The sequence below is a fragment of the Corynebacterium sp. KPL1824 genome, assembly GCF_000478095.1.
Classification (GTDB): Bacteria; Actinomycetota; Actinomycetes; order Mycobacteriales; family Mycobacteriaceae; genus Corynebacterium; species Corynebacterium accolens.
The window spans coordinates 634,175-660,811 of sequence record NZ_KI515750.1; the positions used below are offsets into that span (position 1 = coordinate 634,175).

Genomic DNA, 26,637 nt, shown 5'->3' on the forward strand with positions numbered 1-26,637 from the left:
GCATGAATCTTAGTGCACGAATCGGCCGCGCTACCATCGCGGCATTTTTGCTCGGCTGCACCTCCATTGGCGCAGGCCAGGCCTTAGCCGCGGAGACCACTACCATTGCCCAAGCCCCGGATACAGCGGCGGTGACAGACCGGGTAAATGATGAGGCAGGGGTCTTAAGCACCGAGGAAATTAGGGAGATCAATGAGAAGATCACCCAGCTGCAAAAAGACCAGTCGCTCATCATCTTCGTTGTCTTCGCGGATGATCTTGGCACTGATCCAGAAAGCTATGCGCGCAGCATCGTCAACGAGAAAGGCCCGAATTCCGCGGCCTATGTCGTTGGCGTGAACGAGCGCCAAGTGGGCGTGCAGACCGGCGATCAATGGCCGGAAGGCCGCCTGGATCAGATGTACGATGCCGCCTACAGCAAGCTCTCTGCTGAGGAATACGGCGCTTCTGCGATCGCGCTTGCCGATGCCGCCCTTGGCTCCTCCAGCTCCTCTGATTCCTCCGGCATAGCCTGGCTGGGCGGTGGCGCCGCCGCCATCGTCGCTGCAGGCGGTGGCATTTGGTACTACTCGCGCCGCAGTACAAAGAAGAATCAGGCAAAGACCTTAGAGTCCGCCCGCGAGATTGCGCCAGAAGATACCGATCAATTAAACCGGCTACCGCTGGAAACCCTGGATAAGTTGGCCCAGGAAGAATTGGTCTCCACGGATGAATCCATCCGCCGCGGTAAGGAAGAGCTCAATATCGCCCTGTCTGAGTTCGGGCCGGAGCGCACCCGCCCGTTTACCAAGGCGATGAATCATTCCACCTCCACCCTGCAAAAGGCCTTTAAGATTCGCCAGCGCCTCGATGATTCGGTGCCAGAATCCCAGGCCGAGCGCCGGCAGATGCTGGTAGAAATCGTCTCTACCTGCGGCCAAGCCGATGACGCATTGGATAGCCAGGCAGAAGAGTTTGCCCGGATGCGCGACCTGCTGCTGCAAAGCGACTCTAAGTTGGACGAGCTCACACAGCGCACCGTCGGGCTGCGCACCCGCCTGCCGGGCGCCGAAGGTACCCTGAAAAAGCTCCAAGAGGACTACTCCGCGGAGGTCTTATCCTCCATTGCAGAAAACCCAGAATTGGCTAGCGCCTCCCTCGATGAAGCCGAAAAGCTCCTGGACCAAGCCCGCGAGGTGCAAGGTCAGCCTGCCGGCCAACAGGGTTCGCTCGTGGGGCTTATCCGCGATATCGAGCACGCCACAGAGGTTACCGATAGGCTCCTGACCGGTGTGGAGCACGCCGAGGAGAATATTTCCTCCGCGCGCCGCAATCTGGGTGCGCTTATCACCGAGGTCGAGGGCGAAATCGAGGAAGCCCGCGAACTGGAGCGCCAAGGCAAATCTCAGGGAACCCAGGCGGATTGGGAGGCCCTCGAGGAGCTGCTTGAGCGCGCTTCTGCCGCGGTCACTGACGCCAAGCAACAGGGCGATACGGATCCCTTGGGCCAGCACACCGCCCTTATGAGCATCGATACCGAGCTTGATGAGCGCCTCGACCGCGTGCGGGAAAAGACCTCCACCCACGCGCGCCAGCTCGAGCTTTTCCACCAGCAAATGTCGGTGGCAGAATCCAATATTCAGGCCGCCGAGGATCTCATTTCTTCGCGCGGGCGCATCGTTGGTTCCGGCGCCCGCACCGCGCTTGCCGATGCCAAGCGTCTCCACGCCCAAGCCCTGCATACCCAGCGCAGCGATATCCGCGGCGCGTTGCAATCCTCCCGCGAAGCCGTTGCCGCAGCGCAAACCGCCTTGCAGCGGGCCAAGGATGATTCCGATGAGTACCGCCGCCAGCAACAACGCCAGCAGACGAGTTCCACGGCCGGCAATATCATCACCGGTATGGTCCTAGGCCAAATCTTGGGCGGCGGTGGCCGCGGCTTCGGCGGTGGTTTCAGCGGAGGCGGCGGCAGCTTCGGTGGCGGCGGCGGAGGATTCTCCGGCGGCGGTGGCGGAGGCGGTTTCCGCGGCGGCTCGTTCTAGAGCGGCTCCTTCCAGAGCGGCTCCTTCTAGGCCGCCGGCTTAGAAGGCCTGCTTGATGGGTGCTTAGCCGCGCACGATGCGCGGTGCGGCATCGACAAGCAGGCAACTATAGCTCAGCACCACCGCATCTAGGTCTGGAAGGCCATTATTATCCGAGGCCGCTACTTCTAGGCCGCTCCCCCGCGGGTTAAGGCGGGCAACTTCAGAGCCCTCCGCGCTACCATCTTCGGCAAGGGCCACGATGCGGCGCTGCTTGCCAAAGATGGCGGAGCGCTCCAAAAGGTAGTGGGCGTCTCCGCAGGTCGCGCGCAGGCGCGTGACGGTCAATCCCGCCTGCGAAACTTCACAATGCTTCGCGGCGCCGGAGTCCGCGCCGCGGCTGGCACGCGGCCGCGCCCGCAGGAAGAAACGCGGGGAGGCGGTTGCACCGTCTAGCGAGGTCTCCACATCAAAAAGCACATCCGGCTGTGTGGGATCCCCAGAGAGCGCGCCGGCAATGGTCAGTACCCCGTCTCGCACCCAGGCGATGTCGGTGCCGCGTACGTCGCGCAGAGTAGTACCTGTCCACTGCCACGGCATCGTTCCCGCCATTAGAAAATGAACACCGCCAACAGGGCAACGATGGAGGCCAACACCAGCGTGATGATCCATACCCACGCGGAGTTTTTGGTGTTCTTTTCCAAGATCGCACGGGTAAACCAGCTGAGACCGGCGATCTCCGCGGTGCTTAGACCCTCCGCATCGTCTTCGAATTCCAAGATGGCCTTGCGCACGCCAGAATTCTTGGCGGAAAACTGTGCCACCTTGTTGTCATCGACGTCATCGATGATCCAATCGCCGCTATTTTCATTGACGTAATGAAAGGTGCGGCCATTGAGCGAGGCCTCCAGCCGCTTATCGCGGCCGAGGCGGCCGGCGAGGCGGTAGACGGAGCCATCGTCAAGCGTGGCCGAAGCGCCCAGATCGCTGACCTCGACGCGCCAAAAGTTGCCGTCTACCTCGGCGGAATGCTCCGCGAACACGCCTAGGCGCTCCGGCCCCTCCTCAACGAGGAGGACGGGCTTGTCGCGCTCGGAGCGATCCCAGCTGGTGTAGTGCATCTGCTTAGCATCCAATCAGGCGCGCGGCGAGGTAGGACTCAAGATCCTCAATCTTTACGCGCTCTTGCTCCATGGTGTCGCGCTCGCGCACGGTCACGGCGTTATCCTCGAGCGAATCGAAGTCGAAGGTGACGCAGAATGGCGTACCAACCTCGTCTTGGCGGCGGTAGCGGCGGCCGATGGCACCGGAAACGTCAAAGTCCACGTTCCAGTAGGCGCGCAGCTTATCCGCCAGCTCGCGGGCCGGGGTGGAGAGCTCCTCCTTCTTGGACAACGGCAGGACGGCGACCTTGATGGGCGCCAAGCGGCGGTCCAAGCGCAGAACCACGCGCTTGTCGGTGCCGCCCTTAGCGTTCGGGGCCTCTTCCTCGTCGTAGGCATCTACCAGGAACGCCATCATGGAACGGCCCAGGCCGGCGGCCGGCTCGATGACGTACGGAATCCAGCGCTCGTCATTGGCCTGGTCATAGTAGGACAGGTCCTCACCAGAGCCCTTGTCGTGAACGGACAGGTCATAATCGGTGCGGTTGGCCACACCTTCCAGCTCGCCCCACTTGGAGCCCTTGAAGCCGAAGGCGTACTCCACATCCACGGTGCGCTTGGAATAGTGCGACAGCTTTTCCTTTGGGTGCTCGTACAGGCGCAGGTTTTCTTCCTTGATGCCCAGATCGGTGTACCACTTGTAGCGGTCATCGATCCAGTACTGGTGCCACTCTTCGTCCTCGCCTGGCTTGACGAAGAACTCCATCTCCATCTGCTCGAACTCGCGGGTGCGGAAGATGAAGTTACCCGGGGTGATCTCGTTGCGGAAGGACTTACCAATATTGGCAATGCCGAATGGCGGCTTCATGCGCGAGGAGGTCATCACGTTCTTGAAGTTGATGAAGATGCCCTGTGCGGTCTCCGGGCGCAGGTAGTGCAGGCCCTGCTCGTCATCGACTGGCCCCAGGAAGGTCTTCAGCAGGCCAGAAAAGGCCTTCGGCTCGGTCCAGTCACCTGGCTGGCCGGTTTCCGGGTCGTTGATATCCGCCAGGCCGTTTTCTGGCTCGTGGCCGTGCTTTTCCTCGTAGGCCTCGATCAGGTGGTCGGCGCGGTAGCGCTTACCTGTGTGGCGGGATTCCACCAGGGGATCAGTAAAGACCTCCACGTGGCCGGAGGAGACCCACACCTGGCGCGGCTGGATGACGGAAGTATCCACACCCACGACATCGGGGCGGGATTGGACCATGTGGCGCCACCACTGGCGCTTGATGTTTTCCTTCAACTCCACACCGAGAGGACCATAGTCCCATGCGGAGCGGGAACCGCCGTAAATCTCACCCGCCTGGTAGACCAAGCCGCGGCGTTTACACAGATTAACAACGGTATCGATAAGGGATGCCATGGTTGTAAAGGACTCCTCTGGTAGGGGACAGTCGTGACAATCTCATTCAGTTTAACCCTTATCCCCCATCAGTAGTGGGATCAGGGGGTGCAAATTTAATTCGGTTAATGTACAGGTAATGACCAACTTGAGGTAATATAGTAGTGGTCGACAGATAATAGATACCGTATTGAAGGTGCCCACTCCCTATGACGACCGTTCAATTAGCATTTAATAACTCTGCGGCCGCAAGCGTTATCGCGGCCCTCGATTCCCCGCTGCGCATTTCCATTATTACCCGCCTAGCGGAGCGCGACCATTACGTGCACGAGCTGGTAAAAGCCACCGGCAAGTCCCAGCCGCTGATTAGCCAGCACCTGCGGGTGCTTAAGCAGGCAGGGATTGTCAGCTCCGAGCGCAATGGGCGCGAGGTGACCTACTCTCTGGTAGCACCGGAGGTGTTAACCCTTTTGGAAGACGCCGCGAAAATCGCCTCTTAATAACCGGTCTGCATATAAAGACGATTTATTATAGCGCTTGTTGAAAAAGAGTTGATAATATGGATGGTATGTCCATTCATGAGAGTATCCCCAAGCTCGGCTCGCGCAATACTAAACAGCGCACCGCGGTGGTCGAGGTCCTGCGGGACATCGACAAGTTCGCCTCCGCCAAGGAAATTTATCACCAGCTCCAAGAGCGGCAAGAAAAGGTCGGTCTCACCACTGTCTACCGCACCCTACAATCTCTTTCCGATATTGATGCCGTAGATGCACTACACATGCCCAATGGCGAGACCTTGTACCGCCATTGCGAAACCGATGCGCACCACCACCACTTGGTATGCACCAAATGCGGCCGCACCGAAGAAATCGATGGCGGCCCCATTGAAAAGTGGGCGTCGGCCGTAGCCGCCGAGTACAACTTCGAGCTTACCGGCCACGACGCGGAGATCTTCGGCGTGTGCTCGCAGTGCGCCGCCGCACAGTAATCACGCGTGCTGTTTTAACCTCCCTATTTCCCTACTTCACAGCACCGAAGCGGCGATCGCGGCAGGCATATTCCTCAATAGCGGCAAAGAGATCCTCCGGGGTGAAATCCGGGAAAAGCTTGTCCTGATAAATCATCTCGGCGTAGGCGGACTGCCACAGCAGGAAGTTCGAGGTGCGCTTCTCACCGGAAGGCCGCAAGAATAGATCCACATCCGGCATGCTGGGATCATAGAGACTCTCTGCGATGGTGCTTTCTCTAATATCGCGCGGGCGGATCTCACCAGCGGCGACCTTTTCCGCAATCTGGCGCACGCCATCGACCATTTCCGCCCGGCCGCCGTAATTGACGCACATGGCCAGCGTCATTTTTGTATTATTCTTGGTCAATTCTTCGGCGGCCTCGAGCTCCTTAATCACTGAGCGCCACAGGCGCGGGCGCCTTCCCACCCACACCACGCGCACGCCGCGCTCGTTGAGCCACTCGCGCTGCCGGCGCAGCACGTCGCGATTAAAGCCCATCAAAAAGCGCACCTCTTCAGGGCTGCGCCGCCAGTTTTCAGTGGAAAATGCATAGGCCGAAAGGTACGGGACACCGGCGGCGAGGCAGGCATCGACGACATCGAGAAGCACCGCCTCTCCCCTGCGGTGGCCTTCCGTGCGTTTCATGCCCTTTTCCTGGGCCCAGCGGCCGTTGCCGTCCATCACCAACGCAATATGGCGCGGCAGCAGCTCATCCGGAATATTCGGCGGGGTCAGGCGGCGAGAAGGATCTGGGGTAATCACGGACTACAGTTTACTGTTCCATCACCTGTAATGCGGACACATTTCGCTCCATGTGCCACTGCAGGTGCGCCCGCGCTAGTCGATGCCCCTCCTGCCGCTGCGCATTCGTCGGGTCCGTCGGGTAGCCATGTGCCAAAAGCCACAAGTGGTGCAGGGTTTCCGGATCCACCTCTGCAGCACCTGGTGGCCGGCATTCGTGGCAGGCGGCGCCGCCGACGGCCGGGTGAAAGGCGTGGTGCGGGCCGGGGCGCTGGCACTGGGCGCAATCAAAAAGGCTCGGTGCCCACCCGGCATGCGCCATGGCCTGCAATAAGAACGCATCGAGCGTTTGCGTCGGCTCCTCGGTTTGCAGATGCTCTAGCGTCGCCACCACCGCGTTGTAGAGATACGGGTCGCCGTCGCCATCCGCGTAGATGAGCCGCTCGGCCGACTCCAAGACCGCGCACGCGGCCGTATAGCGTTCGTAGTCTTCGATGAGGCGCGCACCAAAATAATTCACCGTATCCGCCTGGGAAATCGTGGCCAAGTTCTTTCCCACATACAGCTGAACATCCAAATTGACGAAGAGCTGCAGCCGCGATCCAAAACGGGATTTTGCTCGGCGCACGCCCTTGGCCACCGCACGCACCACCCCATGGTTTTGGGTGAGAAGTACGATTACGCGGTCGGCTTCCCCAAAATCATAGGAGCGAATGACCACGGCGCGGTCGCGGTAATTTTCGCGCATGGCCTTTTAGAACCCGAGCCTGCCCAACGACTTGGCATCCGATTGCCAGTTCTTCAGCACCTTGATGCGCAGGTCCAGGTACACGTTCTGGCCCAGTAGCTCCATGATTTCCTTGCGGGCATTGCCCACGATGCGGCGGAAACGCAGGCCATCTTTACCCTCGATGATGCGCTTTTGCCCTTGACGCTCCAAGTACATGATGGCGTGAATATCCAGCACTCCCTCACGCGTGCGCGAGGGCAGCATTTCATCGATTTGCACCGCAACTGAGTGCGGCAGCTCCGCCTTCAAGCCAGATAGCGCGGCCTCACGGATGAGTTCTTCAATGCGCTTTTCTTGCCCCTCATCAGTGATGTGATCATCCGGATAGAACTTCGGGCCCTCCGGCAAGTGATCCACGATGACCTGCACCAAGTCATCCAGCTGCACGCCCTTTTTACTAGAAACCGGAATCACCACTGCCTCTGGATCTTCTTGCGCCAAGAGCTCGTGCAAGGCCAAAAGCTGCGCGCCCACTTGGTCCTTGGAGGCTTTATCCAGCTTGGTCACGATGCCGATGATGGGGGTCTTCGGCGCAATCGAGCGCACATTATCCAAGATCCACCGGTCACCCGGGCCGATCTTTTCATCTGCCGGAATGGTCAATCCGATAACATCCACATCCGCATACGTTTCTTTGACCACTTCATTCAGCCGCTCACCCAACAAGGTGCGGGGTCGGTGCAGGCCCGGCGTATCCACCACAACCACCTGTGCATCCTCGCGGTGAACCAAACCGCGGATGGTGTGGCGAGTCGTTTCAGGCTGGTCCGCGGTAATGGCAATCTTTTGACCTACCAGCGCATTAGTCAGCGTGGATTTACCCGTATTCGGGCGGCCCACAAAGGAAACGAATCCAGAGCGGAATCCTTCTGGGGTATCCGTGTATTGCGAATAATCTAGCGGAGCGGCCTTCTCCCCGGCGGCTTCCGGAGCGGCATCATCGGGGTCATCTGGCAGGCCCTCGAATGCCGCATCAAACTGTGCATCAATATCAGAACTCATTACCTGCAATGATAGCCCACCGCACCAAAATCTCCGATTGTTTCACGCCACAACAAATCTGCAGGCTAAGCTAAGACAGTTCTCTCCTCCAAGGTGTATTTCTCACCGCTTCCTGAAAGGCAGCCCACCATGCCAACCAAGTCTCCCCTACTTCTGCTAGGAACTCTTCTCACCATTTTCATCAGTGCGTGTTCATCCCCTGATGCCGCCCCTTCGCCTGCCGAAGAGGAATCCACAAGTACTTCTTCCAGTTCATCATCCAGCTCATCTAGTGCGTCCTCTTCGAGCAGCGTTGCACGATCCACCACGCAAGAGCCCACTACCGAAACCCCAGCAGAGCCAGAAGCCCAAGTAGCAACTGAGGAGTCAGGTGCACAACCACAAGCGGCAGCCGCTGAGCCTGAGCTGCTGTACTGCGAAATCGGCCTTGGCGCATTCGGGAGATTTTCTGATGGCTCTTCGCACCAAACCGAACTGTGCAATACCCCTGCGCTCCAGCGTTCCATGCGCGCGGAACGGGTATGCGGTGGCCTTAATGGGCACTTGCTTTATCCAGACGAATGGCCAGAGCTTTGCAACGGCGGCGCTCCATATTCGGGATCGCCACAGGGTGGAGCGTCACCAGAATTCTACGACGAAGGTTCTCTTGCGGAAACGCCCTTAGAAACACAAGGGGAAGGCCACTAGAGCGGAGCCCCGAAGCTGTACCGCTCCGACCCTTTCGCAGATGCTATAGGTCCACTGCAACAACTGAGCATATTCGCACCTGAAATGTAGCAAATCTCGCTCAGATATACCTGAGGACATTGACCTTTTGGCTTTTCGATCGGTCCAACACCAGCCCGAAGGCACCGCTCCCTCAAAATGTACGAGGGGCGGGGCCTTCAGGAGCTAAAAGAACTAGCCAGGTACCTATTTCTTGAATTGATCCGGGAGCGGACCAAGCTGCGGTCCGTCTGGATAGTACTTCCAGCCGTCCTTGATACGAACATCATCGGACCACGGCAGTTTGTACTCGCCCTTGGCTAGGTCTTCTACCCAGGTGAGGTAGTTTTCGGTCTTTCCGCCTGGGTAACCGACGTAGCCGCGGTTGCCTAGGTTGAAGATGTTGTTTTCTAGACCCCAGTTGATGCGCGCCTTATCAGCCAGCGCTGGAAATACCTCTGCAGTGACGATTTCGCCCGGGTTGCGGTGGCCCTCAGAAATCATGTGGCCATCGTAGTTGCAGACATTGCCCTCACCGAAGTAGTAGAAGACCTGGTCATAGCCCGCCAAGTTCACCGATGCCGTGTACATCAGATTCTGGAAGGCGTTGGTCTTGTTGGTCATCACCCACTGGTCTTGGGTCTGGGTGGAATAGCCCGAGATGCGGATGTAGACATTGGCACCCTTATACGCCGCTTCGCGGGCGAGCTCAGGGAACATGCCATCGTGACAGATATTGACCGCGAGCTTGGAGCCCTTGGGGCCATCGCATACCGGCATGCCCAAGTCGCCTGGGTACCACGGCTCGATGGGGGTCCATGGCTGCAGCTTGCGATAGTGCAGTGCAATCTCACCGTCGGAGTTGATGATAATCGCCGTGTTGAACGGGGGCTTTCCTTTCTCATGGTTGGGTTCCATGATGGAGAAAACTCCCCAGACGTCGTTATCCTTACAAGCCTGCTTGTACTGGTCCACCTTGGGGTCATCGAGCCCGATGAGGAATTCATCGTAGGACCAGATCTTGGTATTCAACCCCGAAGAGGAGTATTCCGGAAAGACGATGAGATCGAGGTCTGGGTAGCCAGCCTTGGTCGAGGCAACCATGCGGCAGATTTCATCGACGTTTGCCTGAACGTCTTCCGGGGAATTGACTACGGGAACTGGGTATTGGATAAGGGCCATCAACAGGCCGTCGGGGGATGCGCTGATGCTTCCGGTGCTGGACAAGACGGGACTCCAATCACGTCGTCGATTAAGTTACACCTATCACTCTATATGGCGAACATCACGTATCCACTAGAAAAACGACGCTCTTGTCTCAGATTGCAGACGCATCCCCTCTGGGAGACAGCTTTAGAGCTCCTCGGCTTGGAATTGCATGCTCGGGTGGGCGAAAGCGTCTTGGGCCTGAATGAGCTGCAGCTCGGTGGATTCGGCTTCATACGTGGTGCGCAGAAGCTCGTAGACGGAAGATGCGGTGCGGCGCAGCGCTTCTTTAACGTCATGGGTTTCAACGTAGTGGCCGGTAAACAGCGCGGCGGTCACGTCGCCGGAGCCGTTGCGCTTAAACGGCAACAGCGGGGTCGAGAGCAAGAAAGCGCGCTCACCGTCGACGGCGAGCATCTCAATCTGATCCGCAGGGGTTTCCGGGCGCTTTACGGAGGTAACCAGTACCGTCTTCGGCCCCATTTCCTGCGCCTTCTTCACCGCCGCCAAGGTCTGGTCCAAGGTGCTGACCTCGGTATCGGTCAGATAGCCCAGCTCAAATTGGTTAGGAGTGATGATATCGGCAACCGGCACCACGCGATCGCGCAGCAGCGGCGGAATGTCATCGGAAACGAAGCAACCCGACTTCGCATTACCCATCACGGGGTCGCAAGCATAGAGCGCCTTGGGGTTGACGGCCTTGATGCGGCGAACGGTGTCCACGATGGCATCGGCAATGTCGGAGCCGCCCTGGTAACCGGAAAGAATGGCGTCGATACCTTCAAAAGCACCGCGCTTTTCGATGCCATCGATGATCGACGTGACATCACTGGCCGGAATCATCGGCCCGCCCCAGTCACCGTATCCGGTGTGGTTGGAAAAATTCACCGTGTGCACGGGCCACACCTCGTGGCCGGCGCGCTGGAGGGGAAAGACGGCCGCGGAATTTCCCACATGGCCGTAGGTGACATGAGACTGGATGGAAAGGATAGTCATAGCTATCCATTGTGCTACTGACTGTGCACAGAGACAAAGGAATGGGCGAAATTATTCTTGGGGTTCCTCGTCGCGTGGTTCCCCGATGGCAGGAATTCCGCCACCAGGCACCTGCTCATCAAGGCGTGCGCGCTCGGCAGCATCCGGAAAGGCCTTCGGGCCCGATGGCTTTGGCTGGTAGCTTTTCCCGCGTGCGGCGAGGTCATCGTACCAATCCGCCAGCAGTTCATTCTGCCGGGCAAACATTTCCTTTTCCTCCGCCGCGGTGGCGTGATCGTAGCCCAGCAAGTGCAGGCAGCCGTGCACCGTCAATAGCGCGAGCTCGTGGCCGAGCGAATGCCCGGCGGCATCGGCCTGTCGCAGGGCGAACTCGGGGCATAAGACGATATCGCCAAGCATGGCAGGTCCCGGATCGGCGGCATCGGGGCGCCCGCCACCAGAAGTGGCGCCGGGAGTGAGCTCGTCCATGGGAAAACTCATCACATCGGTAGGGCCCTCTAGATCCATCCAGCGGATGTGCAGATCCTCGATGGATTTCAGGTCCACGCAGGTAATGGTGCATTCTGCAGCGGGATTGATGTCCATTGCGCCGAAGGTATAAGAGGCGACATCGATCAGCATCTCCTCGTTGACGCCATCAAAACCCGACTCATTGAGAGATTCGATACTCACTTATTCCCCCTCGTTTTCCGCGGCGTTTTTATTATCAAAGGAATCATAAGCATCCACGATGCGGCCCACCAGCTGGTGGCGCACCACGTCTTGGGCGCTGAGATCCGCAAAGTGGATATCGTCCACGTTATTGAGAATCCGCCGCACAATGCGCAGGCCGGAAACCTGGCCGCGCGGGAGATCCACCTGAGAGATATCGCCGGTGACCACTATGGTGGAACCAAAGCCCAGGCGGGTCAAAAACATCTTCATCTGCGCCGGTGTAGTGTTTTGCGCCTCATCGAGGATGACAAAAGCATCATTGAGCGTGCGCCCGCGCATATACGCCAGCGGGGCGACCTCGATGATGCCGGCATCCATCAGCTTGGGAATCATATCCGGATCGAGCATGTCCCGCAGCGCGTCATAGAGCGGGCGCAGGTACGGGTCGATCTTGTCATTGAGCGTGCCTGGCAAAAAGCCCAGGTTTTCGCCCGCCTCAACCGCCGGACGGGTGAGAATAATGCGCGAGACTTGTTTATTTTGCAGGGCCTGCACGGCCTTCGCCACCGCCAGGTAGGTCTTGCCTGAACCGGCCGGGCCAATGCCAAAGACCACCGTATTATTATCGATGGCCTGCACGTATTCAGACTGCCCAACCGTCTTGGGACGGATTGACTTGCCGCGGCGCTTGACGATGTCCGCCGCCATCGCCGCCGCTACCGACTGCGGCGCCTCTACAGCGACCATGTCCATGGTGTGCTTGACCGTATCGGTAGATACGGCATGGCCGCGCCTAGCGATGGCCTCGAGCTCATCGAGGATCTTCGCGGCGCGGGCTACCTCGTAATCGGGGCCGGTGACGGTGACAATATTGCCGCGAGCAAAAAGGTCCGCATCGAGGCGGTCATTAAGCACGCGAAGGTTATCGTCCGCGCTGCCCAAAACGCTGCTGACATACGCGGAATCGATCTCACATTTCTTGGTGATGATAGGCACGTCTAATAGGCTACCAGCGCTCAGTCCGCATGCCGATAGCCGCCAAGGCCACCATCGCCGCGCTGGCGGTGCGCAAAACCTCCGGGCCCAATTTGATGGCAACGGCTCCTGCCTCGCGCAGTGTTGTCAGCTCTTCTTCCCCGATGCCGCCTTCGGGGCCGACCAAGAGGAAGACCTCGCCGTGCAAGCCCACCTCCCGGATGGATTCGGTGGCTTCCTCGTGCAGGACTAATACGCTCGCCGATTCTGCGCGCTCTGCCAGTTCCGCAACCAATTGGCGGGTAGTCAGCGGGCCGCGCACCTGCGGGATGCGGTCTCGTCGGGATTGCTTTGCGGCCGCTTCGGCCGCGGCCTGCCACTTCGCAACGGCCTTCGGCGCCTTCTTCCCGTCCCACTTGGCCACGCAGCGATCCGCCTGCCAGGCGATGATCTCATCCGCCCCGGCCTGTGTAGCCAGGTCAACGGCTAGCTCGGCGCGCTCGGATTTGGGGATCGCCTGCACCACGGTTACCCGCGGATTCGGTTCCGGAAGCTGGGTAACGGACTCGACGGTGCCGGTCAAGTGGTCCTTGCCCGAGGTCTCGGTGACGGTGAGGGTAAGGCGGATTCCGGTGCCATCGATAAGCGCCAGCTTCTCCCCCTGCTGCATCCGCTTGACCGTCACGGCGTGGCGCGCCTCAGGCCCAGACAGCGTGATGGCGTCTCCGGCCTGGGCGGCGGAGAGATCCGGGTGGATGAAGACGGGCAGCGACATTAGCGGCGGAACTTATCGCGCAGGCGGGTAAAGAAGGAGTCTTCCTGCCCGTCGCTGGCGGTGCGCACGCGGGCGCCCTCATCGCGGGTATTGCGGATCTTTTCCAGCGCCTCGCGGCTCTTGCGGTCCAGATCCTTGGGAACAACCACGTCCACGTGGGCAAACAGGCTGCCGTAACCATCGGTGCGCAAGCGTGGCATGCCCGCGCCTTCGACCTTGATGGACTCGCCCGGCTGGGTGCCCGGCTCGATATCGATGGTGAGCTCTTCGCCGTTGAGCTGGTCGATGGTGAAATTGGTGCCCAGGGCAGCATCGATCATCGGCACGTGCACGGTAACGTTCAGGTCATCCGCATTGCGCTGGAAGACCTCGTGTTCCTGGGTGTGCACCTCCACGTAGAGGTCACCTGCAGGGCCACCGCCGTGGCCGACCTCACCCTGGGAGGCCATGCGGATGCGCATGCCATCGTTGATGCCGGCCGGGATAGAGACCGTAAGGTCGCGGCGCTTTTTCACGCGTCCGTCGCCGGCGCACTGGTTGCAGGGATCCTCAATGATCTCGCCAAAGCCCTGGCACTTCGGGCACGGGCGGGTGGTCATCACATTGCCCAAGAAGCTGCGCTGCATCTCCTGGATTTCGCCCATGCCGTTGCAATTATCGCAGGTGACGGGCTTGGACTTGGAGCTTGAGCCGGTACCGCCGCAGGAATCACACAGCACCGCGGTATCGACGGTGACCTTCTTCTTCAGGCCGGTATAAGCCTCTTCCAGGGTAATCCGGGTGCGCAGGAGGGCATCGTTGCCGGGCTGCACGCGCGACTTAGGCCCGCGGGATCCGCCGCCAGCGCCACCGCCGAAGAACTCGGCGAAGATATCGCCCAAGCCACCGCCTCCGAAGCCGCTAAATCCGCCGGCACCGGCGCCAGCGCCACCGCCGCCTTGCTCCATGGGATCGCCGCCCATATCGACGATCTGGCGCTTTTGCGGATCCAGCAAAACTTCCTGGGCAACCGAGGCCTCGCGAAATTTCTCCGCCGCTGCCTCATCATCCGGGTTCACATCCGGGTGATACTTGCGGGCCAGTTTGCGGTACGCCTTCTTAATTTCCTGGTCCGTTGCGTCCTTATCAACACCGAGGATGCCGTAATAGTCACGAGCCACTGTTAGAGATATTCCTTACTCGATCGTCTTGTTGGTATTACCTTGCAAAAATTTATGTAGCGACCGGCTAGTCTACTCGCACTACTCGCCTGCCAAAATTTCACTTACGTATTGTGCAACAGCAGAGACCTTAGAGATTGTTCCCGAATAGTCCATAAACGTCGGTCCCACGACACCAAGGCCGCCAAGCGTCGCCGCCTGTCCCCCAGTTCCAAAACCATACCCGGCGGCAACGACGGAGGCATCGCGCAGTTGATCCTCTTCGTTTTCGTCCCCAATCACCACGGATACATTGCCCAGGTCCGGCACGCGTGCCAGCAGTTTCAACACGACGACCTGTTCTTCCAAGGCCTCGATAATTTTAGGCAGGCCTTCCGGGAATTCGCGCGCGACGCGGGTGAGGTTAGAGGTGCCCGCCATAATCAGGCGATCAGATGGCTGTTCCACCAAGGTTTCAATGAGCGTGGTCGCCACCTTGAGCACGTGGTGGCGGATATCCAGCGGGGCGTCATCGACGAGGTGGGCGAGCTCCACGGAGGCATCAGTAAGCGTCTTGCCCACCAGTGCATTATTGACGATGTCCCGCAGGCGATACGTCTGGTCCTGGTCAATGACCTCATCCAGTTCCACGTTGCGCTGATCCACGCGGCCATTATCCGTAATCAACACCAGCAGCACCCGCACCGGAGATAGCGTGACGACCTCGCAGTGCTTGACGCGCGAGACCTTCAAATTGGGCAGCTGCACCACGGCCGCCTGCTCAGTGACCTGTGCCAACAGCTGCACGGAGCGGCGCAGGACATCTTCGAGGTCTACCCCGCCTTCCAAGAAGTTCAGCATCGCCTTGCGCTCAGGGGTAGAAAGCGGCTTAACCTCGTGGAGAGAATCAACGAACTGCCGGTAGCCCTGCTGCGTGGGAACGCGCCCGGAACTGGCATGCTGCTGCGAAATCAGCCCCTGCGATTCCAGCACGGCCATGTCATTGCGGATGGTCGCAGAAGAAACGCCCAGCCGGTAGCGCTCTACCAGCGTTTTGGAACCCACGGGTTCCTGGGAGGCAATGTAATCCGCAACGATGGCCCGCAGGACCTCCTTGCGGCGGGCATCAGTTGAGGTGGACACTTCGAGTGCTCCTATTCTCTGCGGGTTAGTTTCCGTCGATGTGCCGGCGTCTCTCTATAAATACAGCGTAAATCCAGTGCCGATCTTAAAAGTCTAACAAGAATAAGCCCGAATAAGGGGTTTTGGTGGTTCAGAGGGGAATATAAGAACTTTCTGACGGCGGCTAGGACTCTTCGGCGATGAGGAGGTCGGAGACGATGCCATCGGCAAGCAAGCGCCCAGGCTTGGTCACTCGCACGCGCTGGCCGGCGCGCTCGAGCAGCCCGCGGTCGATGAAGCCCTCCAGCGCCGGGGCGGCGTGGGAACCGAGCCAGGATTCTGGGATGCCCTCGCGCAGGCGCAGGCCGAGCATCACCTTCTCCATGTGGCGATCGGCACCCGTTAGGGTTTCACTGTCTTTGATGGGCAGCTCGCCGTTTCCTAATGTTTGGATATAGCGGTTGGGGTGCTTGACGTTATAAAAGCGCTCGTCACCTAGGTGGGAGTGCGCACCAGGTCCTGCGCCCCACCAGTTGCCGTCCACCCAGTAGATGCGGTTGTGCTCGCATTCGCCGCCGGGCAGCGACCAATTGGAGACCTCGTACCACTCGAAGCCGGCCTCTTCGAGGGTGGAAGAAATCATTTCATAGCGCCGGGCCAGCACGTCTTCATCGGGGGCGGGCAGCAGTCCTTTATTCACCTTGCGGGCCATACGGGTGCCGTCTTCCACGATGAGTGAGTACGCGCTGACGTGGTCGACGCCGGTTTCGAGCACGCGGTCCAAGGTCTCACGGACGTTATCGTCGGTTTCGGTGGGCGTGCCATAGATCATGTCGAGGTTGACGTGCTGGAAGCCTGCCTCCCGGGCCTCGCGCGCGGCGTCGAAGGCGCGCCCGGGGGTGTGGGCGCGCTCGAGTACCTGGAGCACGCTATGCGAGGCGGACTGCATGCCGAGGCTGATGCGGTTAAAGCCGGCATCGGCAAGCGCGGCAAAGTACTCCGGCGAGGTGGACTCCGGGTTGGACTCGGTGGTGACCTCAGCGTCTGGGCTAAGCCCAAAGGTGGAACGCACCGTATCCAGGATGCGGCTTAAGCCTTGGCCACCCAAGAGCGAGGGCGTGCCGCCGCCGATGAAAACGGTATCCGCGGTGCGCCCCACGCGGCCAGCCGCCATCTCCAGCTCCTTGTCCAAGGCATCAAGGTACGGACCGGTAAGATCCCGCGGGCTGCCCAACTCGCCGGGGGTATAGGTATTGAAATCGCAATAGCCGCAACGGGTGGCGCAAAAGGGAACGTGGATATACAGCCCGAATGGTTCAGTCATGAATCAAACCCTAATAGGAGGGGAACAAAATGGCCGAAATGGGTGTTAAACATGTAGTATATTGCCAACTTCCCGCGTATAGAAAGGTACCTTCAGTGGAGCCTCCCAGTCGATGTCCCCGCCACCTTATAGGCGGTGGGGAGTAAATCATGTTATCGGCTATTGCGATGATCCTGGCAGGCTTTGTCGTCATCGGGCTCATCATCGTCGCGAATGCTTACTTCGTGGCGCAAGAGTTTTCATTCATGTCCGTGGACCGCACCCAATTGCGGTCCATGGCTGCTGAAGGGGATAAATCCGCCCAGCGCGCGCTCGACATCACCAAGCGCACCTCTTTCATGCTCTCCGGTGCGCAGCTCGGCATCACCATTACCGGCCTGCTCATTGGTTATGTGGCAGAGCCCTTGGTGGGTCAGGGCCTGGGCGTGCTGCTCGGCGGCGTGGGCATTCCCACCGGCGTATCCGTGGCTATCGGCACCATCGCGGCGCTTTTCATTTCTACCATCGCCACGATGCTCTTTGCGGAGCTTTTCCCCAAGAACTACACCATCGCCGCGCCCATGAAAACGGCGCTGCGCCTAGCTGCCTCCACCCAGTGGTACCTGCGCATTTTCGGCTGGCTCATCCGCTTTTTCGAATACTCCTCCAATGCGATTTTGAAGCTATTCCGTATCGAGCCGGTAGAAGATGTCGATTCTTCTGCTACTGCCGATGACCTCGAGTCCATCGTCGATTCCTCGCACGAAACCGGCGTTTTGGATGAGGACACGTACATGGTTTTGGACCGTTTGCTTGACTTTCCCGAACACGACGTCGAGCACGCCATGATTCCCCGCTCCCGCGTGGATGTGATCGACCCCAGCACCACCTTGGGTGAGGTCCGCGAATTGATGTCCGAAAACCACACGCGCTACCCCGTCATCGATGACGAGCACAATCCCATCGGCGTGGTCCATCTTTTCGATGTCTTGGGCTCCGATCTTCCTCCCGCCACCAGCGCCACCACCATCATGCGCGAGCCCCTGGTGGTTCCGGAGCTTATGCCGCTTCCCGATGTCGTCGATGAGCTACGCGGCGAGGAACAAAAGCTAGCCTGCGTCATCGACGAGTACGGCGGATTCGTCGGCATCGTCACCATGGAAGACCTGGCCGAGGAGATTCTTGGCGATGTCACCGATGAGCACGATTTCGAGGAAACCGAAGAAATCACCGAGCAGGACGAATCCCACTGGCTGGTCGATGGCGATACGCCGCTGGATGAGATCGAGCGCGCCATTGGCCACGATCTTCCAGAGGGTGATTTTGAAACCATCGCTGGACTACTTATTGCGCACGCCGGCGCCCTGCCAGAGGTAGGTGAGGTCCACACCATCGCCTTGGAGGCAGAGCCGGACGACTGGGTGGATCAGGACGAAGCGCCCACCCGCTCCATTCGCATGCGTGTGGACGACGTGGACCGCCACGTGCCTTCCGCCCTCGCCATCGAGCTCATTGAAGATTACGTTCATGCCAACGACGAAGAGGAGGAGGCATAATGACCGATACCTGGTGGTTCAACCTCATCGTCACGCTGCTTATCGTTGCCGCATCCGGCTTCTTCGTGGTCATCGAGTTTTCCCTCATGGGCTCGCGCCGCAACCGGCTCGAAGAAAACGCCGAGACCTCGCGCACCGCCCGTGCCGGGCTGCGCTCGCTTAATGAGCTGACCATCATGCTGGCGGGCGCGCAATTAGGCATCACCGCCGCCACCTTCGTCCTCGGTGCCGTGACCAAGCCTTGGGTGCATCACCTTTTGATGACCCCGCTGGAGGCCCTTGGCCTGCCGCTGGGCATTGCCGATGTCGCCAGCTTCATCCTCGCCCTATTTATCGTCACCTTCCTGCACCTGGTACTGGGTGAAATGGCGCCCAAATCGTGGGCCATCGCCCACCCAGAATCCGCCCTGCAGGTCATTGCCATTCCCGCCCGCGGGTTCGTGTGGGTTTTCCGCCCACTGCTGAAGTGGATTAACACAATGGCCAATAAATTGGTGGCCATGACGGGCGAGGAACCGGTGGATCGCGCCGGTGCCGCCGGCTACGACGCCGAAACGCTGCGCACCTTGGTCGAGCACTCCCGTGAGACGGGCGCGCTTGACGATAATTCCGCCAATCAGATTTCCGATGTCATCGAGCTGGAGAACTCCACGGTGGGCTCCATGGCGCGCGCCCACGGCTCCGAGGTAGTGCCGCTTCCTTCCGATGCCACGGTGGAACAACTTCAAGAGCTCGTCCTGCGCAAAAACATCATGCGCGTGCTCGTCTTCCCCAAGGATTCCCGCGTCCCCCGCGTGGTGCACGTGCGCGATACCCTCATGGCGGATCCCGATACCCCAGTCCTCGAATTCTCCCGCGCCCCGATTTCCGTCTCTTCTGCCACCACCGTGCAAAAGACGCTGGATCACATGCGCTCCCGCAATGAACAGCTCGTCGTCGTGGGCAAGGCGGATAAGGACAAGGCCGTGTGGATCCTTACCTGGGATGACATCATGGGCCAGCTGTGGCCGCAGATTACCGAGCAGCTGGACAAGGTCACCCCTCCCCCAGCGGTATAACTGTCTCGCCGAACCAACCAACCCCTTGGTTCGGCACCTAGTAGTTTTATAAACAAAATTCAAAAGATAAACAAGCGTACACAAGCGCGGTGTTTACACTAAGGCTATGACCAACCGGAAGAATCCGTTTACCGCCACGCTTGGGGCCACGCCTCCCTACCTGGCTGGCCGTAAAGACTCCATCGAGGAGTTTGCTTATGCTTTGGACGATGGCCCCGGATCCCATGAACGCATTTCCCTCGTCGTGGGTCCGCGCGGTATCGGCAAGACGGTATTGCTCAATGCCTTCAAAAACACCGCGTCAGATCGCGGGTGGCGCATCCTTAATGACACGGCATCTGCCGGTTTTGCGGAACGGCTCCGTGCTGAAATTATTAATACCCTTCACCTCAACTGGACAGCGCTAAAAGGTTTCAACCTGCACCTTTTCCAATTGGACATCGGCATGGAATGGGATCCAAGAACACTATCCGCGGAAACCTACCCCTTAAGAAGGGCCTTGAAAGACCTCCTCCATGCGCAGCGGGAACTAGACCGCATTTCCCACAGCGATCCCACCGGGATGCTCATTACTTTGGATGAAATGCACCACCAGCGCAGCAATGAAGTAATTGATTTTGGCGCTACCATCCAGCACCTCGTGCGAGAAGGGGAAAATATCGCCGTAGCCATGGCGGGGAATCCCTCCTCGATCAAAACACTTTTGGCCAGCCAAGATGGCTCTAACCCTGTCACTTTTCTTCGCCGTGCGAACCGCATTGAATTGGACCGAGTGCCGGATACGGACGTGCGGAAGGCACTCAATGCTCCCGTAGAAGAAACAGAGGTTAATTGGGACTCGGACGCGCTGAATTCTGCCGTAACCGCTTGCCAGGGATACCCCTTTATGATTCAGCTTGTCGGCCTATGGGCTTTCCGCCACCGAACAAACAATACGATTTCGGTGGAAGCTGCGCAGGAAGGCATTTCCAAAGCGCGACGAAAGCTAGGGCAGCTCGTCCATGAGCCCGCCCTAGCGGAGCTTTCCCCCATCGATCGGACATTCCTGCTCCATATGGCTCAAGACAATGGCCCCTCATCCATGAGTGATATCACGGCCCGCCTAGGAAAAAGCTCGCAATATGCATCCAACTACCGGCGCCGCTTGCTTGACTCGGAACTAATCGAAATACCAGCCAGTGGCCAAGTAGACTTTGCCTTGCCCTACCTTCGAGACTACTTGCGCGAGCATGCAGCTAGCTTGGTCATCGATTCGTACTAATCGAGTTCAGTCACGCAACCCATCCTTAGCGCGGGTGTGGATAACTTAAGCTCGTGGCGCCACTGGGGCATCATGATTCACACTTAGTGAAGATTCAACAAGAACTCCACAGTCGGCACGCGTTTCGGTAGCGGGCATCGTGCTCCTCGTATGTGCTCGAAGGCATGAACCAAGCACTAACTAATATTCCGTCCATCCGGAACAACCATCCCACCTTCTGGCACGACCTCAATAACGGCACCTATCTTAAACTCGCACCCCGCATCGCGGTGCACCGTGATCATTACCGCAGCCTACCCCTACCTGCCCAGCTGCGTCTGCGTGCCATTGCCGCCGCCCGCAGTGCTTATACCGCAGTACTCATTTCCAAATCAGCCGCTCGCGTCCATGGGCTATGGGTGCTTGCCTCCACCGAAGAGAAAGTGGAAATGGCCCTTCCTTGCAATTCCTTGCCGCACAAAGACCGCCGCCATCCGGATCGCATTTACCGCAAGGCCACTATTCCCGCCCCAGACACTGTCGACGGTGCCCGGACGGTAAGCAAGGCGCGCGCGGTTATCGATGTCGCTCGCTACCATGGCTTCCGCGACGGCCTTGTCGCCGCCGATTCTGCGCTGCGAGCAGGTATAACAAAAGAGGACATGACACAGGAACACGCCCGCATGGGCCGGGTCCGCAATAGCTCCACCGTGCGCGAGGTTATCCACCACTGCTCGGAGCTATCCCGGTCGCCCTATGAATCCTATGCCCGAGCGCTCCTTATCCAAGCGGAGTTTCCATGGCCGCTGTTCTTTCAAGCACGCTATACCGCCGTTGCCGGAATAGTGGTCGCCTTGTGTATTAATAACACCTACATCATCGAGGTCGACGCCTGTTCCTGCGAACAAAGCTCCCATATCACCGACACAGAGTTCTCCACACCCGCTACCGCCGCCCACCACCTACGGGAAAACCGGTTACGCGCAGCCGGCTATACGGTGCTTCGCTACTGCCCACACCGGCTTGTAGAACACCCCCAGCGCTTTCTCTCTGCGGTCACCTCGGTCATTTCAGCACGGCAAAACTCCCTCCGGTCGCAACGCAATCGCAATAACGCTGCGACTTAATTGGTCTGAAAACCGCGAAAGTCCCGCGCTCTGGTAGAAAACGCGGGAACTTTGCAACGCGCCCTTAAGGTCTAGTAGCGCCGATCCTTGAGGCTACTTGTTCCAAGGAAGACTGTTCTTGGACAGGTAACCATGCTTGTAAAGGTAATCGCCCACAGAAAGCAGGCCCAGTACCGTGCCGCCACCTACCAGAGCAGAGGCCAAGGAAAACCCGTTCGCGGAAGGGGCCTTAGAAGCCTTGTGGGCTTGGCTTTCTTCCTCCTTTCCATCATCTGCGTCTGCGTCGTCAGCGTCAGAATCGTCCTCATCCGCCTCGATGCTGGCCTCGTCATCTTCAGCCTGTGCAGTTGACTCTGCTTCGTCGGTAGCCTCTTGCACATCCTCGTCATCATTCTTCGGCTCGGAGGCCTCGGCGGTCCCCTGGGAAACAGGCTCTTCTTCGGAAAGCTCTTCAGACGTGCTCTCGCTGGTTGATGAGCTAGATTCGCTTTCCTCCTCAGCCGATGCTGCGGCGGTGGCGGTGGATGCAGCAGAAGCTGCGGCGGACTCCGCGTTGTGGTCGCTGGTGGACTGAGCAGAAACTTCCTTACCGTTCAACATATCCGAGCACATTTGACCGGCAGGAGCGTTCACCGCAGCTAGGTCTGAAGCCCGCTCAGAAATGGTACCCAAAGAATCCGCGATGGCTTTTTGTTGTTGCGCACTGAGCTTCAGGTGGTTTGCCGCACCCGCTCCAGGGACCAAGCCCGCAACGGTCACGGCTACGTTGAAGAGCTGAAGAACGGTCTTCGCGCCGCTGCCAAATACCCCATCCGCGAACTTAATGAGGCCAGATACGGTGCGCTTTGCCGCCTCAGGGTCCTTTAGATCGACATCCGCATCGGCGTTGTCAATCCGCCCAATGGCCATGCCTTGTGCGCGAGAGAGATCCCAGGTCACGGTCTTGTTCTGCTCGCCTTTACGCAATAGCTTTTCGATTCCCTCCCAGGTCAAGCCGGAAATCTTCTCCATAAACTCCGCCGGGACAACGTCCCCAACGACGGGAAGAAGCTCCCATACCGTTTCTAGGATCTGCTCGCCGCCATCATAGAAAGACTTGGCCAAGGCAAGCTTGAGGCCGAGCAGGTTTCCTTCCTTGCCAGGAGCATCGGTTACCTCGCAAACAAGCTTGCCCTTCTTTTCGTCCTGGAGCACCTTGATGTTGACGTCCTCATTGGACGCTGCGGACTGCTTGAGCTCAGCGAGGGAGGAAGGCTTGCTGGATTCTTCGTCTTCAGAATCGACCACAGACTCATCGGTTTCTGCTTCGAGCTCGTCCAATGCTTCATCGCCAGCATTACTTTCCTCAAGCAAGTGGCCGTCTTCATCAAACTCAATACCGTTGACGTCAACGGTATTGTCGGTGGTCTTTTCCTCGACGAAGGTGGTGTTATCTTCCGCGGCAAAGGACGACGGAACGGCGGTGACAGTAGAGAACGTGGCGATAGCCACTGCGCTGGCAATCAGGCGGGAAGAACGGCGTGCTCCCATCGGAAATCTCCTTGTGTTGTGCAATATACGAATTTTCATGTCTACTCCGTCGCTGAGAACGGCATCGCCGCCAACAAAGATGTAGACGGCGGAAACATTACACAGTAATGAAAATCTTTTCCAGTTAGTTTTTCAGTTTTCCTCAAGGTGCTAATCATGGTTCTTTATTGGTTTTCCACGCCCACATGGAATAACGGAAAATTAATTAGTCCACCGTTAGCCAAAAACTTTTTCAGGGTTACCTAACGCTCGTCCCTTAAGCACCCCCTAAAAGGAGGTAAAACTACACCGGCCACCGAGAGAGGGAATCTCGGTGGCCGCTAAAATCCCCTTGCTTAAAGCAAGGAAGTCTAAAAATCTATGCGGTTGTGGCCCTGCGGGCTGCCTCACGCTTGGCGCGAACTTTTTCTACGACCGCAGCAATGCGGGCGCGCTCTTCAAGGAACTGCGGCGGGTTATGTCCACGCATTGAGCGCACGTACGCTGGGTGCGTATCGAGCACGGTGTGCTTCCACGCCTGTACGGCAATGAGCGCGGATTCGCCGGTGCATTTGTACAAGTGCGGCAGGGAGACCATGTCGAGGTTGCGGGCGACGGCATCGGTTTGCGCCAGCACGTACTCCACGACCTCGCGCAGGTAATCTGCTACCGCCTGCGTGCGCTGGCGCAGAGCTTCTGCCAATTCATGCACGACGATGGGCTTGGCAATGGGATAACGCTCATCCAACAGGCGCGGGGTCAGCTGCTCCGGCTCCTCCGCATCATTTGCTCCAGAAGGAGCGGCAGAAATGGTTCCCGAACGCACGCCGGATACTAGCGCTTGGCGAAGCCCAATTAGCTCACCCACGCAGCGCCCCGAGTCCACGCGGGCATCGTCGACGATATCGCCGAGTTCTGCCAGGCAATCCATGGACAGTTCCTCATCCCAATCCTCGATTGCTTCGATGAGGTGCTCGAGGTATTCCGCGACTTCGTCGCCGATATTGTAAATCTCCTGGGTGAGCTCGCGGTGACGCAGCTCGGCGGCGATTTTCTGCATAGGCTTCGAGCCACTCCTTCCGCGGTTTTCATTTTCTAACCTCTAGTAGAGGTTGAGGTTTTCGGCGACGACTCATGACTCTATGCCAGATCGTCTACCGCGAGAGTGCGACACTCCGAAGCGTTTCACAGGTTTATGGCAGGTTCGCGCTTGCGCCATTGTGACCTGCAAGAAACTAAACACCCGAGGAATAAAATCCCCGGGTGTACCCGCTTCGCCGTTTTCTAGCGCTTGTAGATGTGCTCGATGGCGCTGGCATAGCGCTGCGCCACCACGTTGCGCTTGACCTTCATCGTTGGCGTGAGCTCATTTTCATCCTCGGTGAGGTCGCTTTCTAGGATGTAGAACTTCTTGATGCCTTCCGCATGGGACACCGTGGAGTTGACCTTGTTGACGGCGTCTTGCACTTCGGCGCGCAGGGTGGCATCGGTAGCGATATCGTCCATGGAGCGGTTTTCTGGGATATTGTGGTCCAGCTTCCACCGCTTGAGGATGTCCGGGTCCAGGGTGATAAGCGCTCCCACGAATGGCTTGCCATCGCCTACGACCATGGCCTGCGAAATCAGCGGGTGGCCGCGCAGGATGTCCTCCATCGGGCCAGGCGAGACATTCTTTCCGCCCGCGGTAACAATCAGGTCCTTCTTGCGGCCGGTGATCGTGAGCTTGCCATCATCGTCGATTTCGCCCAAGTCACCGGTGTTGTACCAGCCGTCTTCAAAGGCTTCCTCCGTGGCCTCGGGGTCATTCCAGTACCCTTCGAAGACCATGCCGCCCTTGATGCAGACTTCGCCGTCATCGTTGATGCGCAGGGTAACCCCGCCGAGAGGCGGGCCGACTGTACCAATGGATTGGTCCACGTAGTCCACGGCAGCTGCCGCGGCGGTCTCGGTCAGGCCGTAGCCTTCATAGATGGGCACGCCGATGCCGCGGAACCAGTGCAACAGATCGTGGCCCATCGCGGAGCCGCCGGTAATGCAGTACCGAACATTGCCGCCCACGCCCTGGCGAATGGTGGAATACACCAGCTTGTCAAAGAGCTTGTGCTTAATTTTCAGCAGGCGGTCTGGGCCGTCCGGCGTATCGAGTGCCTTGGAGTATTCGATGGCGATCTTTTCGGATTGCTCAAAAAGGAAGCTCTTGATGCCAGAATCCGCCGCCTTCGAGGCCGCGGAGTTGCGGACCTTTTCAAATACGCGCGGCACGCCCAAAATGACGTTGGGTCGAGAGCGGGCGAACTCGATGGAGATGGTGGAAAAATCGGACCAGTGGTTCTGCGAGGCACCGCGAAGGGCCACGGCAATCGATACGGCGCGGGAAAAGACGTGGGCCAAGGGCAAAAATGTCAGCGTATGGCTGCCCGGCACGGCGAAGACACCGATAGGGTTGGTGGTCAGCGCCCTAGCTTCCGAGAGCCAGTTCCGGTGCGTCAGGATGCAGCCCTTCGGGCGGCCGGTGGTGCCGGAGGTATAAACCAAGGAGGCCAGGTCATCGGTATTGGTGGCGGCGATGCGGGCAGACACCTCGTCGGTGCCAACGCTGCGGCCTTCGAATTTCAAGGTATCGATGGCGGAGGAATTAATCTCTAATACGCGCCGCAGCTGCGATGGTGAGCCCTTCAAATTCGGTTCCCCATCGTCTTGCAGGACCAAGTTTTCTACTAATTCGGAGTGCTCACGGGTTTCGGTAATCGCCAGCACCGCCCCGGAATCCTCGATAATCCAGCGCACCTGGGAGGCAGACGAGGAAGGATAAACCGGAACCGATGCCGCACCGGCGGCCCAGATGGCATAGTCCAGCAGGGACCATTCGTAACGGGTAGCAGAAATCAGGGCGATGCGATCTCCCTGCTCCACGCCTAGCGCGATTAAGCCTTGGGCTACTTCAAAGACCTCATCGATAAACTCTTTACCGGTGACATTGACCCACTCATAATTAGCTGGGCGGGTAAACATGACGCCGTGCGGGCGCTTCTTCGCGGTATCCATCAGGGCGGTGAGGCAGGTCTCCCCCGGCTCAATGGTAAATTCCGCCGGGGTGTGCACTTGTTGCAGGGTCACGCGATATCCTTTCGCACAGCTAATAATAATCTCTGCCTACTGTACCAACCGGTTGGTGTATCAACGCGTTTTACCCACGATCGAAGCTGTAATTGTTCAGGGTTTATAACACCACAGTGCCCCATTTA

Annotated in this window: 25 protein-coding genes; 7 read left to right on the top strand and 18 right to left on the bottom strand. The window is 58.7% G+C overall.

Annotated elements, in window-relative coordinates; translation table 11 throughout:
• Positions 1-2 precede the first annotated feature (2 nt).
• On the top strand, positions 3-2,021 hold the full coding sequence (locus HMPREF1267_RS09280; protein WP_034667194.1) for a TPM domain-containing protein: 2,019 nt from the start codon (positions 3-5) through the stop codon (positions 2,019-2,021).
• A gap of 63 nt (positions 2,022-2,084) precedes the next feature.
• Here HMPREF1267_RS09280 and HMPREF1267_RS09285 read toward each other — a convergent pair whose 3' ends face one another.
• Genes HMPREF1267_RS09285 through HMPREF1267_RS09295 form a run of 3 tightly spaced genes read right to left on the bottom strand, consistent with a single transcriptional unit; the run spans position 2,085 to position 4,505 of the window.
• Positions 2,085-2,600, bottom strand: a complete 516-nt coding sequence (locus tag HMPREF1267_RS09285; RefSeq protein WP_034667196.1) for a hypothetical protein — start codon at positions 2,598-2,600, stop codon at positions 2,085-2,087.
• An 11-nt stretch (positions 2,601-2,611) separates the two neighbouring features.
• The gene (locus HMPREF1267_RS09290) at positions 2,612-3,121 is read right to left on the bottom strand and encodes a hypothetical protein (protein ID WP_023029086.1); all 510 of its coding nucleotides are present in this window, start codon (positions 3,119-3,121) and stop codon (positions 2,612-2,614) included.
• 4 nt (positions 3,122-3,125) lie between these two features.
• Positions 3,126-4,505: a glycine--tRNA ligase gene (locus tag HMPREF1267_RS09295; RefSeq protein ID WP_005278106.1), complete on the bottom strand. Its 1,380-nt coding sequence runs from the start codon at positions 4,503-4,505 to the stop codon at positions 3,126-3,128.
• 188 nt (positions 4,506-4,693) lie between these two features.
• Between HMPREF1267_RS09295 and HMPREF1267_RS09300 the strand changes: the two genes are divergently transcribed.
• On the top strand, positions 4,694-4,984 hold the full coding sequence (locus tag HMPREF1267_RS09300; protein ID WP_005278104.1) for a helix-turn-helix transcriptional regulator: 291 nt from the start codon (positions 4,694-4,696) through the stop codon (positions 4,982-4,984).
• Positions 4,985-5,052: 68 nt separating this feature from the next.
• Positions 5,053-5,472, top strand: a complete 420-nt coding sequence (locus HMPREF1267_RS09305) for a Fur family transcriptional regulator (protein ID WP_034658244.1) — start codon at positions 5,053-5,055, stop codon at positions 5,470-5,472.
• A 31-nt stretch (positions 5,473-5,503) separates the two neighbouring features.
• On the opposite strand, the gene HMPREF1267_RS09310 is transcribed toward HMPREF1267_RS09305, so the two are convergent.
• The 12 genes from HMPREF1267_RS09310 to hemW all read right to left on the bottom strand — a co-directional run bounded on the left by HMPREF1267_RS09310 (position 5,504) and on the right by hemW (position 16,923).
• Complete coding sequence (locus HMPREF1267_RS09310; protein ID WP_023029087.1) at positions 5,504-6,256, bottom strand: isoprenyl transferase; 753 nt, start codon at positions 6,254-6,256, stop codon at positions 5,504-5,506.
• Positions 6,257-6,266: 10 nt separating this feature from the next.
• Complete coding sequence (recO, locus tag HMPREF1267_RS09315) at positions 6,267-6,983, bottom strand: DNA repair protein RecO (protein WP_023029088.1); 717 nt, start codon at positions 6,981-6,983, stop codon at positions 6,267-6,269.
• A 6-nt stretch (positions 6,984-6,989) separates the two neighbouring features.
• The gene (era, locus tag HMPREF1267_RS09320; RefSeq protein WP_023029089.1) at positions 6,990-8,027 is read right to left on the bottom strand and encodes a GTPase Era; all 1,038 of its coding nucleotides are present in this window, start codon (positions 8,025-8,027) and stop codon (positions 6,990-6,992) included.
• Positions 8,028-8,092: 65 nt separating this feature from the next.
• On the bottom strand, positions 8,093-8,335 hold the full coding sequence (locus tag HMPREF1267_RS13015) for a hypothetical protein (protein ID WP_156906122.1): 243 nt from the start codon (positions 8,333-8,335) through the stop codon (positions 8,093-8,095).
• Positions 8,336-8,939: 604 nt separating this feature from the next.
• Entirely contained in the window at positions 8,940-9,959 is a 1,020-nt protein-coding gene (locus HMPREF1267_RS09325) for a formamidase (protein WP_023029091.1), read from the bottom strand.
• 126 nt (positions 9,960-10,085) lie between these two features.
• On the bottom strand, positions 10,086-10,934 hold the full coding sequence (pdxY, locus tag HMPREF1267_RS09330) for a pyridoxal kinase PdxY (protein WP_023029092.1): 849 nt from the start codon (positions 10,932-10,934) through the stop codon (positions 10,086-10,088).
• Positions 10,935-10,985: 51 nt separating this feature from the next.
• Positions 10,986-11,606 (bottom strand): rRNA maturation RNase YbeY, encoded by a 621-nt coding sequence (ybeY, locus tag HMPREF1267_RS09335; RefSeq protein ID WP_023029093.1) that lies wholly within the window; start codon positions 11,604-11,606, stop codon positions 10,986-10,988.
• On the bottom strand, positions 11,607-12,584 hold the full coding sequence (locus HMPREF1267_RS09340; RefSeq protein ID WP_023029094.1) for a PhoH family protein: 978 nt from the start codon (positions 12,582-12,584) through the stop codon (positions 11,607-11,609).
• Positions 12,585-12,594: 10 nt separating this feature from the next.
• Positions 12,595-13,338 (bottom strand): 16S rRNA (uracil(1498)-N(3))-methyltransferase, encoded by a 744-nt coding sequence (locus HMPREF1267_RS09345; protein WP_023029095.1) that lies wholly within the window; start codon positions 13,336-13,338, stop codon positions 12,595-12,597.
• Positions 13,338-14,498 carry a molecular chaperone DnaJ gene (gene dnaJ, locus HMPREF1267_RS09350; RefSeq protein WP_005278092.1) on the bottom strand — a complete coding sequence of 387 codons (1,161 nt, stop codon included), beginning with the start codon at positions 14,496-14,498 and terminating at the stop codon, positions 13,338-13,340. The genes HMPREF1267_RS09345 and dnaJ overlap by 1 nt, the downstream gene beginning before the upstream one ends.
• Positions 14,499-14,579: 81 nt before the next feature.
• Positions 14,580-15,620, bottom strand: coding sequence for a heat-inducible transcriptional repressor HrcA (hrcA, locus tag HMPREF1267_RS09355; RefSeq protein WP_023023433.1), 1,041 nt, complete (start codon positions 15,618-15,620; stop codon positions 14,580-14,582).
• Between the two features lie 163 nt (positions 15,621-15,783).
• Complete coding sequence (gene hemW / locus HMPREF1267_RS09360) at positions 15,784-16,923, bottom strand: radical SAM family heme chaperone HemW (protein WP_005284209.1); 1,140 nt, start codon at positions 16,921-16,923, stop codon at positions 15,784-15,786.
• Positions 16,924-17,072: 149 nt separating this feature from the next.
• Here hemW and HMPREF1267_RS09365 point away from each other — a divergent pair, with 149 nt between their 5' ends.
• From HMPREF1267_RS09365 to HMPREF1267_RS09380, 4 genes are all read left to right on the top strand, one after another.
• Positions 17,073-18,458 carry a hemolysin family protein gene (locus HMPREF1267_RS09365; RefSeq protein WP_023029096.1) on the top strand — a complete coding sequence of 462 codons (1,386 nt, stop codon included), beginning with the start codon at positions 17,073-17,075 and terminating at the stop codon, positions 18,456-18,458.
• A complete protein-coding gene (locus HMPREF1267_RS09370; RefSeq protein ID WP_023029097.1) occupies positions 18,458-19,516 on the top strand; it encodes a CNNM domain-containing protein in 1,059 nt (352 codons plus the stop codon). The genes HMPREF1267_RS09365 and HMPREF1267_RS09370 overlap by 1 nt, the downstream gene beginning before the upstream one ends.
• A gap of 106 nt (positions 19,517-19,622) precedes the next feature.
• Positions 19,623-20,777, top strand: coding sequence for an ATP-binding protein (locus HMPREF1267_RS09375; protein ID WP_005278081.1), 1,155 nt, complete (start codon positions 19,623-19,625; stop codon positions 20,775-20,777).
• A 164-nt stretch (positions 20,778-20,941) separates the two neighbouring features.
• The gene (locus HMPREF1267_RS09380; RefSeq protein ID WP_023029098.1) at positions 20,942-21,883 is read left to right on the top strand and encodes a hypothetical protein; all 942 of its coding nucleotides are present in this window, start codon (positions 20,942-20,944) and stop codon (positions 21,881-21,883) included.
• A gap of 93 nt (positions 21,884-21,976) precedes the next feature.
• Here the strand turns inward: HMPREF1267_RS09380 and HMPREF1267_RS09385 are convergent, their stop codons facing one another.
• From HMPREF1267_RS09385 to HMPREF1267_RS09395, 3 genes are all read right to left on the bottom strand, one after another.
• The gene (locus HMPREF1267_RS09385; protein WP_023029099.1) at positions 21,977-23,413 is read right to left on the bottom strand and encodes a hypothetical protein; all 1,437 of its coding nucleotides are present in this window, start codon (positions 23,411-23,413) and stop codon (positions 21,977-21,979) included.
• 358 nt (positions 23,414-23,771) lie between these two features.
• A complete protein-coding gene (locus HMPREF1267_RS09390) occupies positions 23,772-24,452 on the bottom strand; it encodes a hypothetical protein (protein WP_005284226.1) in 681 nt (226 codons plus the stop codon).
• Positions 24,453-24,676: 224 nt separating this feature from the next.
• On the bottom strand, positions 24,677-26,509 hold the full coding sequence (locus HMPREF1267_RS09395) for a long-chain fatty acid--CoA ligase (protein ID WP_005278069.1): 1,833 nt from the start codon (positions 26,507-26,509) through the stop codon (positions 24,677-24,679).
• Between the last annotated feature and the right edge of the window lie 128 nt (positions 26,510-26,637).

Excerpts from the sequence above, each read along its gene's own strand:
- HMPREF1267_RS09280 (WP_034667194.1), top strand. The coding sequence starts at position 3 with ATGAATCTTAGTGCACGAATCGGCCGCGCTACCATCGCGGCATTTTTG.
- HMPREF1267_RS09285 (WP_034667196.1), bottom strand. The coding sequence starts at position 2,600 with ATGCCGTGGCAGTGGACAGGTACTACTCTGCGCGACGTACGCGGCACC.
- HMPREF1267_RS09290 (WP_023029086.1), bottom strand. The coding sequence starts at position 3,121 with ATGCACTACACCAGCTGGGATCGCTCCGAGCGCGACAAGCCCGTCCTC.
- HMPREF1267_RS09295 (WP_005278106.1), bottom strand. The coding sequence starts at position 4,505 with ATGGCATCCCTTATCGATACCGTTGTTAATCTGTGTAAACGCCGCGGC.
- HMPREF1267_RS09300 (WP_005278104.1), top strand. The coding sequence starts at position 4,694 with ATGACGACCGTTCAATTAGCATTTAATAACTCTGCGGCCGCAAGCGTT.
- HMPREF1267_RS09305 (WP_034658244.1), top strand. The coding sequence starts at position 5,053 with ATGTCCATTCATGAGAGTATCCCCAAGCTCGGCTCGCGCAATACTAAA.
- recO (WP_023029088.1), bottom strand. The coding sequence starts at position 6,983 with ATGCGCGAAAATTACCGCGACCGCGCCGTGGTCATTCGCTCCTATGAT.
- era (WP_023029089.1), bottom strand. The coding sequence starts at position 8,027 with ATGAGTTCTGATATTGATGCACAGTTTGATGCGGCATTCGAGGGCCTG.
- pdxY (WP_023029092.1), bottom strand. The coding sequence starts at position 10,934 with ATGACTATCCTTTCCATCCAGTCTCATGTCACCTACGGCCATGTGGGA.
- HMPREF1267_RS09345 (WP_023029095.1), bottom strand. The coding sequence starts at position 13,338 with ATGTCGCTGCCCGTCTTCATCCACCCGGATCTCTCCGCCGCCCAGGCC.
- hemW (WP_005284209.1), bottom strand. The coding sequence starts at position 16,923 with ATGACTGAACCATTCGGGCTGTATATCCACGTTCCCTTTTGCGCCACC.
- HMPREF1267_RS09365 (WP_023029096.1), top strand. The coding sequence starts at position 17,073 with ATGTTATCGGCTATTGCGATGATCCTGGCAGGCTTTGTCGTCATCGGG.
- HMPREF1267_RS09370 (WP_023029097.1), top strand. The coding sequence starts at position 18,458 with ATGACCGATACCTGGTGGTTCAACCTCATCGTCACGCTGCTTATCGTT.
- HMPREF1267_RS09375 (WP_005278081.1), top strand. The coding sequence starts at position 19,623 with ATGACCAACCGGAAGAATCCGTTTACCGCCACGCTTGGGGCCACGCCT.
- HMPREF1267_RS09380 (WP_023029098.1), top strand. The coding sequence starts at position 20,942 with ATGAACCAAGCACTAACTAATATTCCGTCCATCCGGAACAACCATCCC.
- HMPREF1267_RS09385 (WP_023029099.1), bottom strand. The coding sequence starts at position 23,413 with ATGGGAGCACGCCGTTCTTCCCGCCTGATTGCCAGCGCAGTGGCTATC.
- HMPREF1267_RS09390 (WP_005284226.1), bottom strand. The coding sequence starts at position 24,452 with ATGCAGAAAATCGCCGCCGAGCTGCGTCACCGCGAGCTCACCCAGGAG.